This window comes from Psychromarinibacter sediminicola (assembly GCF_029168335.1).
Lineage (GTDB): Bacteria > Pseudomonadota > Alphaproteobacteria > Rhodobacterales > Rhodobacteraceae > Psychromarinibacter > Psychromarinibacter sediminicola.
The window spans coordinates 41,927-56,187 of the sequence record NZ_JARGYC010000013.1 but is presented as its reverse complement, the minus strand read 5'-3'; the positions used below and the strand labels follow the sequence as shown (position 1 = coordinate 56,187).

Sequence of the window (14,261 nt, the reverse complement as noted above, 5' to 3'; positions counted from 1 at the left end):
GTAGGCAAAGCCGGAGGAGCGCATGGCCGCCAGAAACGACAAGATCATCATCACCTGCGCCGTCACCGGCGCGATCCACACGCCGACGATGTCGGACGCCCTGCCGGTGACGCCCGACGACATCGCCACCCAGGCGATCGCCGCCGCCGAGGCCGGCGCGGCGATCCTGCACCTGCACGCCCGCGACCCGGCCACCGGCGAGCCGACGCCCGACCCGGAGGTCTTCAGGCAGTTCCTGCCGCGCATCCGGCAGGGCACCGACGCGGTCGTCAACATCACCACCGGCGGCGGGCTGACCATGACGGTCGAGGAGCGGCTGGCGGGCCCGCTGGAGCTGAAGCCCGAGATGTGCTCGCTCAACATGGGTTCGATGAACTTCGCGATCTTCCCGATGGCCGAGCGCTACCAGGGCTGGAAGCACGACTGGGAGCTGCCCTACCTCCGGCGCACCGACGACCACATCTTCCGCAACACCTTCCGCGACATCGACCATATCCTGCGCGAGCTGGGCGAGGGCTGCGGCACCCGGTTCGAGCACGAATGCTACGATGTCGGCCACCTCTACAACCTGGCGCATTTCGTCGACCGCGGCGCGATCGAGCCGCCGTTCTTCGTGCAGATGATCTTCGGCATCCTGGGCGGCATCGGCGTCGACATGCGCCACCTGATCCACATGAAGGAAACCGCCGACCGGCTGTTCGGCGACGCCTATCGCTGGTCGGTGCTGGCCGGCGGGCGCCACCAGATGAATTTCTGCACCCAGGCCGCGATGATGGGCGGCAACGTGCGGGTCGGGCTGGAGGATTCGCTCTGGATCGGCCGGGGCGAGCTGGCGGCGTCGAATGCCCAGCAGGTCGCCAAGATCCGCCGCATCGTGGAAGAGCTGGGCCACGAGATCGCCACCCCGGACGAGGCGCGCGAGATGCTGGCGCTGAAGGGCGCGGGCCAGGTCGGGTTCTGACGATGCGGCTGTCGGCCAATCTGGGCTTTCTGTTCACCGACCTGCCGCTGACGCAGGCGGTGGCGGCGGCGGCCGGCGCGGGCTTCGGCGCGGTCGAGTGCCACTGGCCCTACGACACGCCGCGCGAGGCGCTGAGGGCCGCCTGCACCGAGGCCGGCGTCGCCCTGCTCGGCCTGAACACCCGCAAGGGAGGCGAGGGCGAATTCGGCCTCGCCGCCCTGCCCGGCCGCGAGCCGGCGGCGCAGACCGAGATCGACCTGGCGATCCGGTACGCGCGCGCCGCGGGCGGCACGGCGGTGCATGTCATGGCCGGCCTCGGCGGCGACGCGCGGGTCTTCGCCGACAACCTCGCCTATGCCGCCCAGGCCCGCGACCTGACGATCCTGATCGAGCCGATCAACACGCGCGACGTGCCCGGCTATCACCTGGCCTCGACGCGGGACGCGATGGCGCTGCAGGACCGGGTCGGCGCCGACAACCTGAAGATCATGTTCGACTGCTACCACCAGCAGATCATAGAGGGCGACCTTTTCACCCGCGCGACGTCGATGCTCGACCGGATCGGCCACATCCAGATCGCCGCGGTCCCGGATCGCGGCGAGCCGGATGCCGGCGAGGTGAACTACCCGTGGCTCCTGCCCGCGCTCTGCGACGCCGGCTATGCCGGCTGGTTCGGCGCGGAGTACCGGCCGCGCGCGGGGGGAACCGCCCCGGGCCTCGGCTGGCTGGACAGGTTCGCCTGACGCTCATCGCGCTGACCGCGCTCTTCGCGAGGAAGGGCCGCAGGGCCTGACGAGCGCCCGGTCACACCCGGAACCGCGACCAGGCGATGTGCCGGACCCCGCCATTCAGCTGCACCGGGTCGTCCGCCCGGTTGAAGTAATAGACCGCCAACAGCTCCCCCGGCGCGGGCTCCGTCACCCGGGGATAGCCCAGATCCCAGCTGCCGCCGTCGTCGCGCAGGATCCATTCGCGCCCCCAGGTCGCGCCGTCGTCCTCCGACAGCCGCATCCGCACCCCGTAGGGCGGCATCCGGCAGCCGTAGACGCAGGCGATCCGCCCGTCCGCCATGCGGCACAAATCCCCCGGCGCGCCCCAGTCGTTCACCCGGCTGAGAAAGCCCCATGTCCGCCCGCCGTCGTCGCTGGCATAGAGCTCGGTCCAGAAGACGGAGGTCGGATCGCGCTGGGCCCGCAGCGAACACAGGATCCGCCCCGAGGGCAGCCAGATCGGCCGGGGATAGAAGTAGCGATGCCCCGAGAACCGGATCGGCAGCGAGCGGTCGTGATCCGCCGCCCCGTCGTCAAAGGGCGAGGTGATGTAGGACATGAAGGCCCAGTTCGACCCGTCCTCCTTGGCGCGGAACACCGCCGGCCGCCGCGTCCAGCCGTCATCCGTCACCACCGTCATGAACAGCAGATGCACCCCGTCCGGCCGCACCAGCGGCGAGCCGCCCCCCGTGACCGACGGCAGCCCGTGCTGCTCGGCCAGGATCGGCGGCCGCCAGCTTTCGCCGCCATCGGTCGACACGCGGATCCAGGCCCGGCTGTCCGGCCGGAAGTAATCGGGCGTCCCGCCGGTCGCGACCAGCACGTCGCGGTCGGTCCAGTCCACCGCCCCGTACCCCGCATAGTCCCCCGGCCCGTCGCCCAGCAGCGCCGCCTGATCCGCCGAGAGGTCGTAGAGCAGCTGCAGGCTCTCCGCGTCCCATGTGCGCCCGCGGTCGCGCGAGCGGATGGTCAGGATCCGCGGCCCGTGCAGCGCCACCTCGTCGTGGTTGATCGCCGCCGGGTCGGTGTAGTCGGCCGGCTTTTTCTGGAACGCCACCAGGTAGTCGCCCGCCGCCGTCTCCCAGAACCCGTTGACGAAGGGCCAGCCGCAGAACGCCTGTTCGTCGCGATGCACGATGCCGTGCGCGATGCCCTCGATCCGGGCGGGGGGAAGAAAGGAATTCGCCATGTCACTCGCTCGTTGCTGCCGGACCGCCCGGTTATAGCGCGCCCCGCCCCGAAGCCGCATCTCCGGGCCGGCAATTTCGGCTTCCGAAATCCGGGCGCCGCCCGCGGCCCCCGCCCGCGCCTCGGCCCCGCGCTTTCGCCCCGGCCCGCGTGCCACGGGCGCCCGGCCCGCCGCGGCCCGCTCCCTGACGATTTTCGTCTCGCGAAACACGCCGCCGCCGCCGCTGCCGCCGCGTCATCCGGGCCTTAGGGTCGCGGCAGGCCGGTCACCGCACCCGGCGGGCTCGGCCCCCGAAACCCAGGGAGGAGCTCCATGTCTCACACGATAAACCTAACCCGCCGCGCCGCCATCGCGCTTGCCGCCGGGCTTGCCGCGCTGGCCGCCCCGGCCGCCGCGCAGGACTGGCCCGAGCGGCCCGTGACGCTGGTCGTGCCCTACGGCCCCGGCGCCAGCAACGACACCTTCACCCGGGCGCTGGCCGATATCCTGACCCAGACCAAGGACCAGCCCTTCGTGGTCGAGAACCGCGCCGGCGCGGGCGGCTTCACCGGCGCCAAGTCGGTGGTCGATGCCGAGCCCGACGGCTACACCTTCCTCGAGATCCCCAACAGCGTCGTCGGCTTCAAGCCGCTGATGAAGGTCGATCTCGACCCGCTGGAGGATCTCAAGCCCGTCGGCCTTCTGGCACGCGCGCCCACCGCGATGGTGGTGCCGGCGAGCCTGGGCGTGGACACGGTGGCCGAGTTCATCGAGCATGCCAAGGCCAACCCCGACTCGACCTTCTACGGCGCCGCCGGCATCGGCACGACGCAGCAGCAGCACGCCGAACTCTTCAACCAGAACACCGGGCTGAGCCTGTTGCCGGTGAACTACAAAAGCTCCTCGGACGCGCAGACCGACCTGATCGCCGGGCGCCTCGACGTGATGTTCGTCACCGTCGCCTCGACGCTGGGGCAGATCGAATCGGGGCAGCTGAAGCTTCTGGCCTATTCCGACGACAACTATCCCGACAGCGCCCCCGACGCGCCGACCCTGGCCGAGGAAGGGGTCGAGGGCATGGACATCGCCCAGATCTTCTGGGCCGTCTTCGCCCCCGCCGGCACGCCCGACGAGATCGTGGGCGCGATGAACGACGCGATCAACGAGGCGCTGCAGGACGAGGACTATGCCGACCTGATGGCCAAGTCCGGCGCCACGCCCGCGCCCGGCGAGCCCGAGGCGCTGACACAGGTGCTGATGGACGAGAAGAAGCTGGTGGAGGATTTCCTGAAGCTCGGGCTGATGGAATAACGCCCGCACTACGGGCGGGAACCGAGGGACCGGCGGAGCGATCCGCCGGCCCTTTTCTTTGCGCCAGATGTTTCGCGCGCGAAACATTTTCCATTTATTGACAGTGTGTTAACCCATCGCCCGGCGGTCACCTTCGGCCATGGAAGGCATAACCGGAGCCTCGCGTGAAGAGGGCGTGCCGCGCCACCGGCGCGGCGGGACCGAGGAACGCGCCGCCCTACTCCTCCTCGATGAATATCTCCTCGCGCCGCCGCGAAATCGCCGGCAGCGCGATCAGCGCCAGCACCACCACCGCCACGCCCAGGAGCGTCGCGCTGATCGGATGCGTCAGGAACACCATCGGGTCGCCGCGCGAGAACACCATCGCCCGGCGCAGATGCTCCTCCAGCAGGCTGCCCAGGACGAAGCCCATCAGGAACGGCGCCGGTTCGCAGCCGACCTTGTGCAGCAGGTAGCCGATCAGCCCGAAGGCCGCGAGGATCTGCACGTCGAAGCCCGAGTTCTTCACCGTGAACACGCCGATGGTCGAGAAGGTCACGATGGCCGGGATCATCAGCTTGTAGGGCACCCGCAGCATCGCCACCCAGAGCCCGACCAGCGGCAGGTTCAACACCACCAGCATCGCGTTGCCGATCCACATCGAGGCGATGATGCCCCAGAACAGCCCCGGCTGCGTGTGCACCACGTTCGGCCCCGGCGTGATCCCCTGGATCAGCAGCGCCCCCATCATCAGCGCCATCAGCGGATGCGACGGGATGCCCAGCGTCAGAAGCGGCACGAAGGAGGTCTGCGCGCCGGCATTGTTGGCCGATTCCGGCCCCGCGACGCCCTCGATGGCGCCCTTGCCGAAGCGCTCGGGATGCTTCGAGATGCGCTTTTCGATCATGTAGGAGGTAAAGGCCGACAGGATCGACCCGCCGCCCGGCAGCGTGCCCAGCAGCGAACCGACGACAGAGCCCCGCGCCACCGGCCCGGCGGCGGCGCGCAGGTCCTTGCGCGTCGGCATCAGGCTGGTGATCTTCGCCGTCTCGACGATCTCGCCGGTCTTGTTCTCCAGGTTCTTCAGCACCTCGACGATGCCGAAGATGCCCAGCGCCACGGCCACCACCGACAGCCCGTCGATCAGCTCGACGATGCCCAGCGTGAAGCGGTAGGCGCCGGTGTCCACGTCCGTGCCCACGATGCCGAACAGCATCCCCGCGATGATCATCGCGATGGCCCGCAGGACCGAGCCGTGGGCCAGCGCCGTCGACGTCACCAGCCCCAGCAGGATCAGCGCGAAATACTCCGCCGAGCCGAATTTCAGCGCAATGGCCGAGAGCGGGATGGCGACGACGGCGATCAGGAAGGTGGCGAAGGTGCCGGCGCAGAACGAGCCGATGGCGGCGATGGCCAGCGCCTTGCCGGCCTCGCCCTGCCGCGCCATCTGGTAGCCGTCGATGGCGGTGACCGAGGACGACACCTCGCCCGGCAGGTTCACCAGGATCGCCGTGGTCGAGCCGCCGTATTGCGAGCCGTAATAGATGCCCGCCAGCATGATCAGCGACGCCTCGGGCGACAGGTAGTAGGTGACCGGCAGCAGCATCGCGACGGTCGCCGTCGGCCCCAGCCCGGGCAGCACACCGATGAAGGTGCCCAGCAGCGCGCCGGCGAAGCAATAGAACAGGTTGGCCGGCGTCAGCGCGGTGTCGAAGCCGATGGCGAGATTGGCGATCAGGTCCATGGTGTCACCTCACCCGCCCAGCCAGCGGCCGATGATCGGATAGGGCAGCCCCAGCGCCTCGACGAAGACGCCGATGGAGAACGCCGTCAGCACCGCCGCGACCGCTGCGGCCATACGCCAGCCCATCCGCCCCGAGGACAGGCCGGCCATGAAGACGCACAGAAACAGCGACGGGCCGAAGCCCAGCCCGCGCACCGTGGCGCCGAAGACCACGATGGCCCCGATCACCAGCGCGATGCCGCGCCACGAGACCTCGCCGAACCCCTCGGCCGGCTTGCCGATTCCCTCGGCCGCGATGGCGATGCCCAGAAGGACCAGGATCGCGCCCAGCACGACCGGGAAGAAGCCCGGCCCCATGTTCAGCGTGGACCCCATCCGCAGCGTCAGCGCCGCGTTGCCGGCGAAGAAGCCGCCGATGGCGACGAACACCGCCCCGGCCGCCAGGTCCTTGGGGTTGATCTTCACTTGGTCGTCCTCCTGTGCTGCGTTGCGGCAAAGCCGGAGCCTCGGCCGGTGGGGGCCGAACGGTCGCCCCGCGCCGCCGTTTCTAGAGCAGGCGGCGCCGCTTCGACTACGTCGCCACAGCCAGTTTCGCGCAACGAAATCGGCCCGCGCGCCGGGGCAAGGCGCCCGGGGCGCCCGGAGCGCCCGGCCTCACTCCCACTCCACGTCGAAGCTGCGCACGATGTCCTGCACCTGCGCCTCGCTCAGAAGCTGCGGGCGCAGGCCGCGGGTCAGCAGCGTCAGCTTCGCCGTCTCCTCCAGCTCTTCCGTCGCGTAGACCGCCGCCTGCAACGTCTTGGCCGCGACGACCGGCCCGTGATTGGCCAGCAGCACCGCCGAATGCCGCCCCGCCAGCCCGCGCACCGCCGCGCCCATGGCCGGGTCGCCGGGGCGGAAGTACGGCAGGAGCTTCACCTTGCCGAGCTGCATCACCGAATAGGCGGTGAGCGGCGGCAGCACGCTGTCCGGGTCGGTCTCGGGCAGCACCGACAGCGCCACGGAATGGGTCGAATGCAGATGCACCACGGCGCCGGCCCTGGCGCCGCGCGTGTCGTAGAAGGCGCTGTGCAGCGGCATCTCCTTGGTCGGCCCGTCGCCGCCCGTCTGCCGGCCGTCCGCGTCGAACCGCGCCAGCCGGCCCGGGTCGAGCGTGGCAAAGGACGACCCCGTGGGCGTGACCAGCAGCCCGCCGTCCTCCGTGCGCACCGAGATGTTGCCCGACGCACCATGCGTCAGCCCCCGCGCGTGGATCGAGGCGGCGAAGCGGCAGATCGCCTCGCGCAGCGCCGCGTCGCTCATCGCCCCAGCCTTTCCGCCGCCTTCGCGAAGAAATCCTCCGCCCCGAAATTCCCCGATTTCAGCGCCAGCCCAAGCGGCTGGCCCCGTGCCTCGGTCCGCATCGCCGGCACGCCCGGGTCGATCTCCGGCCCGATCTCCAGCGCCTCCAGCCCCAGCGCCGTCACCACCGCGCCCGAGGTCTCGCCCCCGGCGACCACCAGCCGCCGCGTCCCGTCCGCCACGGCCAGCCGGGCGAGCTCGGCGAAGAACCCCTCGAACGCCGCCGAGAGCGCCGCCTGGTCGCGGCCTTCGCGGGCGGCGGCCACCGCGTCTGGCGCCGCCGAGGTGGACACGAGCGGCAGGCCCTCGCGATGCGCCGCGATCCAGTCCATCGCCGCCGCCGGCGTCATCCGCCCCTGCAAGAGATCGTCCAGTGACACCTGCAGCACCGGATGGTCGCGCTCGTGCCGCGCCACCTGCGCCCGCGTCGCCGTCGAGCACGACCCCGACAGCGCCACGCAAGGCCCCGCCACCGGCCGCCACGGCGCCGCGCCGCCCCGGATCGCGCCCGCCGCCCGGAAATTCTCCGGCAGGCCCAGCGCGATGCCCGAGCCGCCGGTCAGCAACACGCGGTCCGCCGCCGCCGCGCCCAGTTCCACCAGATCCGCGTCCGCCACCGTGTCGCAGACCACCAGCGGCGCCGGGTCCGCCGCCAGCTCCGCCAGCCGCGCGCGGATCGCCTCGCGCCCCGCGGCCACCACCGCCTGCGGCAGATGCGCCACCGGCGCGCCGCCCTGGCGGTCCAGCCAGCGGCGGATGTCGGGGTCGGTCATGGGATTCAGCGGATGCGCCTCCATCCCCGATTCCGAGAGCAGCCGGTCGCCGACGAACAGGTGCCCCTGGTAGACGCTGCGCCCCAGCGCCGGAAAGGCCGGCGCCACCGGCACCGCGCGGGCGTCCAGCGCCCTGGCCAGCGCCCGCGCGACGGGGGCGATATTGCCCTCGGGCGTGGAATCGAAGGTCGAGCAATACTTGAAGAGGTATTGCCGGCAGCCCTGCGCCCGGAGCCAGGCCAGCGCGCGGAGCGACGCCGCCACCGCCTCGGCCGCCGGCACCGAGCGGGTCTTCAGCGCCACGATCCCCGCCTCGCAGCCCTCGGGCGCCGGGCCGTCCGGCACGCCGCAGAACTGCACGCAGGCCATGCCGCCGCGGGCCAGGGTGTTGGCCAGGTCGGACGAGCCGGTGAAGTCGTCCCCTATGCAGCCCAGAAGGATCAGCCCGCTCCCGGCAGGGCCACGCCCGCTTGCCGCGCGAAGACCTTGGCGACGGCCGCGTCGTCCTCGCGCCCGAGCCCCTCGGCCTGCGCCGCACGGAACGCCGCGGCCGCGGTTTCCGCCAGCGCCGGAGAGAACCCCGCCGCCCCCGCCGCCTCCAGCACGATGCCCAGATCCTTCACGAAGATGTCCACCGCCGACAGCGGCGCGTAGTCCCCGGCCACGATATGCGGCACCCGGTTCTCGAACATCCAGCTGGTGCCGGCGCAGCGCGAGATCACTTCGAGGGTCTTCGCGGGGTCGATCCCCTGGGTGATCCCGAAGACGACCGCCTCGGCGGCGCTGGCGATGTGGATGCCGGCGAGATGCTGGTTGACCACCTTCATCGCCGCCGCCGCGCCGGGGGCGTCGCCCAGCCGGAACACCGTCTCGGCCACCGCGTCCAGCACCGGTTCGGCCGCCGCGAACGCCGCGCCCGCGCCGCTCGCCATCACGGTCAGCGCGCCCTCGGTCGCCTTCGCCGCCCCGCCGGAGATCGGCGCGTCGAGGTAGAGAAGCCCCGCCTCGCCGGCGCGCACCGCGAGGTCGCGGGCGTCGTCGGGGCTCATCGTGGGACAGGCGATCACCAGCGCGCCGGCGGGCAGCGCCGCCGCCAGCCCGCCCGCGCCGAACAGCACGTCGCGCGCCTGCGCGGCCGTCACGGTCACCAGCACGGCGATGTCGAGGTCGCCGGCCGCGTCTAGCGACCCGCCCTGCCCGCCCGCGGCGACAAAGGCCTCGACCCGGTCGGGCGCCACGTCGAACCCCCGCACGGGCAGCCCGGCCCGCAGGGCGGAGAGCGCAATGCCCATCCCCATCGAGCCGAGGCCTATCACGCCGACAGTCGGCATCGCCCCGCCCTCAGCCCGGCTTCTGCCAGCTCAGAAGCGTGCCGCCGGTCTTCGCCTCGCCCGGCTCGGCGCCTTCGGGCAGCGGGTACTCGTCCTCGTTCAGGCAGAAACCGGGCTTCAGCGCAAAGTCGAGCCGCGGCGGGCAGAAGATGTCGTAGAGCGAACTCTCCGGTCCGTCCGGGCCGATGTCGCGGCTGGTGTGGATGGCGCGGGCCGGGATGATGATGACCGAGGGCGTGCCCATCTCGCCATGGTCGTCCGGCACCCATTGCGACAGGTCGGCGCCCCAGTTGTAGCGCATGTGGTGGATCCAGCGGCCCTTGAGCGTCAGCGACGCCTGCTCGAAGTCGTCGTGCCAGTGCGGGCTGAGCCCCGTCGTCTCGCGCCGGGTCGTGTAATAGCCGAACAGGTTCACCAGCATGTTGGTCGACCGGAAACAGCGCGGCTGGATGCGCGGGCCGTCCGGGTCGATATGTTGCGCGAGCGGATAATGGCGCAGCCTGTAGCCGCCGACGGGTTCGGGCCAGAGATCGACGGGCGCCAGTTCCGGGCCGCCGTCGGCGTAGACGTCGGCATTGATCGCCTTCGCCATCACGTCGGCGTTGGCCTTCGACACGATGCGGGCGATCACCCCCTTGGTCCTGGCGGTGATCTTCGAGGGGCCGGGCGGCACGATGGTCAGGGAGTCGGCGCCGGCCTCGACGGTCTCGCCGCCGGCCTCGAAGGTCGCCTCGGTGCCGTCAGGCGGCAGGATCGCCATGTATTCCTCGGGGCTGTCCAGCTCCAGCACCGCGCCCGGCTCGACCTCGGAGTAGCACACGGCGAAGTTGCCGCCCCGGGTGATCCAGGTGCGCGACAGGCCGTCGGCGCCGGTCTCCTGCGGCGGCTGTTCCGGGAAAACCGATTTCGAGGCCAGTCTCAGGGATAGATCGCTCATGGGGTCACTCCGCGTCGTGCTGCCGGGCGGCGGGAGACCGCCCGTTGTCCACGCCGAGTGTGAAATCGGGCGGGGCGGCGAACCACGCGCAACAAGGGCGTTTTCATGCTGCGAAATTGCGGGCGGGCGGTTTCGGACCGCTGCGCGGTCCGACCCGCGCGGCGGGCTGCGCCCGCCGCGCGATCGGGTCTCCGGGCCCGGGCGGTGTGCGGGATGGCGATTGCCGGAATTGCGTATTTGGAACGAGAAGAAGCAGGGGGGCGTGCCTCGGGGGTCAGGAGGGCTCGCTGGCCGGGTCCGGCAGCGGCAGGCGCAGGCCGAGGGCAGCGCCGGCGCACATCAGCACGGCGGCGGCGACCAGGGCGGTGGCGGTGCCCTGCGCCTCGGCCACCAGCCCCCAGGCCCAGGCGCCCAGCGCCATGCCGCCGAAGATGCCGGTATAGTGGACCGAGAGCGCACGGCCGACGATGGCCTCGGGCGCCATCAGCTGGATCGTCACGTTGAACAGCGCATTGGCCGTCACCCAGCAGGTCCCCGCCAGCAGCGCGCCCGCGAAGGCGGCCCAGGCGGCGCCGGAGACCAGGAGCAGGCAGGCGGCGGCCATGGCGGCAAAGGCGAGGCGGACGATCGCCTCGTTCGACATCCGCGCGCGGAGCGGCGGGTTCAGTATGGCGCCCAGCACGGCGCCGGCGCCGAAACTGGCCAGGAGCGTGCCGAAGAGCGCCGCATCGCCCGCCAGGAGCCGCGCCGCGACCACCGGCAGCAGGGCGAGGACCGCGACGCCGCTGGCGCAGAAGACGGCGCCGCGCAGCATGATCCTGAGAAGCGCCGGCGTGCCGGCCGCCTGCCGCAGACCGTCGGTCAGCGCGCGGTGCAGCGGGCCGGCAGGGGGCGGGCCGGCGCGGGGTCCGGGGCGCCAGGCCAGGAGCGCGGCGACCGGGGCGAGGTAGGTGAGCGCGTTGGCCGCGAAGACCGCCGCCGCGCCGGTCGCGGCCAGGAGCGCGCCGCCCACCGCCGGGCCGACGCTGCGCATCACGTTGAACCCCATGCTGTTCAGCGCCACCGCCTGCGCCAGCTCGCGCCGGCCGACGATGTCGCGCACCGAGGCGTGCCAGGCCGGGATATGCACCGCGCCGCCGCAGCCGATCAGGAAGGTGAAGAGCAGCACCCGCCCCGGCGTCAGCGCGTCCGCGAAGGCCAGCCCTGCCAGGACTGCCGAGACGAGCCCCATGACGCCCTGCGCCGCCAGCATGATCCGGCGCCGGTCGTAGACATCCGCCAGCACCCCCGCGATCAGCGAGAAGGCGACGAGCGGCAGGGTGATGCAGGACTGCACGAAGGCCACCATGGCGGGCGAGCCCGTCATCTCCATCATCAGCCAGGCCGCCGCCACCGCCTGCATCATGCCGCCCAGCGTCGCCGTCAGATAGGCCGCCCAGAGCCGCAGGAAGACGGCATTGGCGAGCGGGGCGAGGAGCCGGCGCACCGGGGCGCTAGCCGAAGTAGAACCGCAGCGCGGTCTCGTCGATCCGCCGCCGCACCGCCGCATCCGGCACCAGCGCGCGGTAATCGGCGAGCGCGCGGGCATAGTCCACCGACCCCTCGAAGGCCGCGAACGGCCAGTCGGAGCCCCAGAGCACGCGCTCGGTCCCCGCGACGCGCAGGATCTCCTCGGCATAGGCGCGCGCGGCGTCATGCGCGTCGATGCGGAACGCGCCGGAGATCTTCACCCAGGTGTTGCCGCGCTCCACCGCCGCCAGGATCGCGCGGAAGCCGTCGTTGTCCACGCCGCCGGGCATGGCCAGGTCGCCCACCCCCATGTGGTCGATGACCAGCGGCGCACCGGCGGCCTCGACCGCGGCGATGCCGTCGGCGATGCGGTCGTGCCGGTCGATCAGGTGGACGTGCCAGCCGAGCTCGGCCACCCGGCGCAGGAACATCCGCTCGTCGCCGCCCATCGGCGCCGGGGCCGCGTCGAAGGCGCGCATCAGGCGGACGCCGACAAAGCCCTCGGCCGCCATCCGCTCCATCCGGTAGATGTCGGTCGTGGGGGCCAGAACGGCGGTGGCGCGCAGCCGCCGATGCGCCTGCAGCGCGGCGCGGACGTAATCGGCATACTCGCCGTGGATACTCGCCGCGGCCACCACCGCGAAGATCACCCCGTGGCGGTCCAGCTCGGCCAGGCAGGCCCCGACCGAGGCATCGGCGGGCGGCGCGTGCCACGCCCTGTCGGTCAGCGGATCGTCCCGCCGCCACAGGTGCAGATGGCTGTCGATGATCGGCGCCTCGTCGTCGCGCATGGTCCCTCCCGGCACGGTTTTTGCTGCATGCGCACCTGCTTAGCGCGCCGCATCGTGGGCAGTCTACCACGCGCGCGCGGCCCGCGCGCGGGTCCGCCCCGCCGCATTTTCGCCCGCCGAAATAGACCGAGCGCCGCCGCCGGCGGCCGCGCCGCCGCCGTTACGGTGGCACATGTTCGGCCCCGAACACGGGCCGCAAGACCCAAGGGAGGATACCATGACCGACTTTCGCCCGAGCCGCCGCGCCGCGCTCTGGGGGGCCGCCGCGCTGGCCGCGCTGGCCGCGCTGACCGGCGCCGCCCAGGCCGCCGACTGCCCCGAAGGCTTCCCCGAGAAACCGATCACCTTCATGGTCGGCTTCGGCGCCGGCGGCGGCACCGACGCGATCGGCCGCTCGATCGCCGCCGCCATCGAGGAGCAGCAGGGCTGGGACATCGTCGTCGAGAACCGCCCCGGCGCCTCCGGCGGCGTGATGGCCGCCGCGCTGATGGAGATGCCGCCCGACGGCTATACCATCGGCATGGCCGGCACCGACACGGTGACGGTCAACCCCTACGAGACGGCCGATAGCCCCTATACCCACGCGGACTTCGACTATCTCGGCTCGGCGATGCAGATCAACTTCGGCCTCGTCGCGCTCGAGGAGAAGCCCTACGACACGCTGGAGGAGTTCATCGAATACGCCCGCGAGCAGGGCCGCGCCACCGTCTCGGTCGCCGGCGTCAGCCAGACCGTCGCGGTGCGCCAGATGGCCGAGCATTTCGACGTCAACCTCGTCCCCGTCCCCGGCAAGGGCGCGGCCGACGCGCTGCAGCAGGCGCTCGGCGGCCATGTCGACGCCACCACGCAGGGCTCGCAGCATGTCCAGCAGATCAAGGCCGGCAACATGGTCCAGCTCGCCTCGCTGATCGGCAAGCGGGTGCCCTACGCGCCCGACTCCAAGACGCTGATCGAAAGCGGCATGGATGTCAGCCTGGAGGCGCATACGACCTTCCTGGTGCCCAAGGGGATGGACGCGGAGATCAAGACCTGCCTCGCCGAAGCCATCGACGAGGCGACCCAGTCCGAGGGCTATGCCGAGCTGATGGAGAAGTTCCAGAATCGGGCGCTGAACCTCGGCCCCGAGGGCGTCGAGGAGGTCGTCGCGCGGATGGCGGCCTTCTACGAAGAGGCCCTGTCGGACTAGGCGCGGGACGGACGGAGCCGGAGATGACGGTCAATCGCCTTCTGGGAGCCATCGTGGTCGCCTTCGGCGCGACGCTCCTGCTCTGGCTCATCCCGGCCAACGTGTCGGCGGCGCCGGGGTCCGTGATGGACCCGGCGCTGTTCCCGCGCCTGGCCGCCTGGCTGTTGATCGGGCTGGGCACGCTGCAGCTGATCGTGCCGTCCGAAGCGCCGCAGGTGCCGCCCCTGTGGGAGGTCCTGCGCCTCGCCGGGGTCGCGGCCCTCACGCTCGCCGCGGTCCTGCTGATGCCCGAGACGGGGTACATCCTGACCTCGGTCGTGCTGATGGCGGCGCTGGCGGTCCTCGTCCACGAGCGCCGCATCCACTGGCTGGCGGTGATCGTCGCGGGGCTGCCCGTCGCGATCTGGCTGCTGTTCGAGATCGTCCTGCAACGCCCCCTGCCCTAAGAAAGACCGACCCA

14 protein-coding genes are annotated in these 14,261 nt (G+C 71.7%); 5 read left to right on the top strand and 9 right to left on the bottom strand.

Annotation, left to right across the window (positions count from 1 at the left end; genetic code table 11):
• Positions 1-22: 22 nt before the first annotated feature.
• Positions 23-961 (top strand): 3,5-dioxohexanoate:acetyl-CoA acetone transferase, encoded by a 939-nt coding sequence (gene kce / locus P1J78_RS06950; protein WP_275566607.1) that lies wholly within the window; start codon positions 23-25, stop codon positions 959-961.
• Positions 962-963: 2 nt separating this feature from the next.
• Entirely contained in the window at positions 964-1,704 is a 741-nt protein-coding gene (locus tag P1J78_RS06945; RefSeq protein ID WP_275566606.1) for a hydroxypyruvate isomerase family protein, read from the top strand.
• Positions 1,705-1,765: 61 nt separating this feature from the next.
• Here the strand turns inward: P1J78_RS06945 and P1J78_RS06940 are convergent, their stop codons facing one another.
• On the bottom strand, positions 1,766-2,920 hold the full coding sequence (locus tag P1J78_RS06940) for a sialidase family protein (RefSeq protein WP_275566605.1): 1,155 nt from the start codon (positions 2,918-2,920) through the stop codon (positions 1,766-1,768).
• Positions 2,921-3,232: 312 nt separating this feature from the next.
• On the opposite strand from P1J78_RS06940, the gene P1J78_RS06935 reads away from it, so the two are divergent.
• Entirely contained in the window at positions 3,233-4,210 is a 978-nt protein-coding gene (locus P1J78_RS06935) for a Bug family tripartite tricarboxylate transporter substrate binding protein (RefSeq protein WP_275566604.1), read from the top strand.
• A gap of 217 nt (positions 4,211-4,427) precedes the next feature.
• Here P1J78_RS06935 and P1J78_RS06930 read toward each other — a convergent pair whose 3' ends face one another.
• The 8 genes from P1J78_RS06930 to P1J78_RS06895 form a co-directional block, all read right to left on the bottom strand.
• Positions 4,428-5,933, bottom strand: coding sequence for a tripartite tricarboxylate transporter permease (locus tag P1J78_RS06930; protein ID WP_275566603.1), 1,506 nt, complete (start codon positions 5,931-5,933; stop codon positions 4,428-4,430).
• A 9-nt stretch (positions 5,934-5,942) separates the two neighbouring features.
• Positions 5,943-6,398, bottom strand: a complete 456-nt coding sequence (locus P1J78_RS06925) for a tripartite tricarboxylate transporter TctB family protein (RefSeq protein WP_275566602.1) — start codon at positions 6,396-6,398, stop codon at positions 5,943-5,945.
• Positions 6,399-6,587: 189 nt separating this feature from the next.
• Positions 6,588-7,235, bottom strand: a complete 648-nt coding sequence (gene otnC / locus P1J78_RS06920) for a 3-oxo-tetronate 4-phosphate decarboxylase (RefSeq protein ID WP_275566601.1) — start codon at positions 7,233-7,235, stop codon at positions 6,588-6,590.
• Positions 7,232-8,473, bottom strand: a complete 1,242-nt coding sequence (gene otnK, locus P1J78_RS06915; RefSeq protein WP_309568108.1) for a 3-oxo-tetronate kinase — start codon at positions 8,471-8,473, stop codon at positions 7,232-7,234. Before otnK ends, otnC begins: the two co-directional genes overlap by 4 nt.
• A 14-nt stretch (positions 8,474-8,487) precedes the next feature.
• Positions 8,488-9,378 (bottom strand): L-threonate dehydrogenase, encoded by an 891-nt coding sequence (gene ltnD, locus P1J78_RS06910; protein ID WP_275566600.1) that lies wholly within the window; start codon positions 9,376-9,378, stop codon positions 8,488-8,490.
• Positions 9,379-9,388: 10 nt separating this feature from the next.
• Positions 9,389-10,315 (bottom strand): hypothetical protein, encoded by a 927-nt coding sequence (locus P1J78_RS06905; protein ID WP_275566599.1) that lies wholly within the window; start codon positions 10,313-10,315, stop codon positions 9,389-9,391.
• Between the two features lie 274 nt (positions 10,316-10,589).
• The gene (locus P1J78_RS06900; protein ID WP_275566598.1) at positions 10,590-11,801 is read right to left on the bottom strand and encodes an MFS transporter; all 1,212 of its coding nucleotides are present in this window, start codon (positions 11,799-11,801) and stop codon (positions 10,590-10,592) included.
• 7 nt (positions 11,802-11,808) lie between these two features.
• On the bottom strand, positions 11,809-12,615 hold the full coding sequence (locus tag P1J78_RS06895) for an amidohydrolase family protein (protein WP_275566597.1): 807 nt from the start codon (positions 12,613-12,615) through the stop codon (positions 11,809-11,811).
• A gap of 217 nt (positions 12,616-12,832) precedes the next feature.
• Between P1J78_RS06895 and P1J78_RS06890 the strand changes: the two genes are divergently transcribed.
• Both P1J78_RS06890 and P1J78_RS06885 read left to right on the top strand, forming a co-directional pair.
• Complete coding sequence (locus P1J78_RS06890; protein WP_275566596.1) at positions 12,833-13,801, top strand: tripartite tricarboxylate transporter substrate binding protein; 969 nt, start codon at positions 12,833-12,835, stop codon at positions 13,799-13,801.
• Between the two features lie 23 nt (positions 13,802-13,824).
• Entirely contained in the window at positions 13,825-14,247 is a 423-nt protein-coding gene (locus P1J78_RS06885) for a tripartite tricarboxylate transporter TctB family protein (RefSeq protein ID WP_275566595.1), read from the top strand.
• Positions 14,248-14,261: the final 14 nt, after the last annotated feature.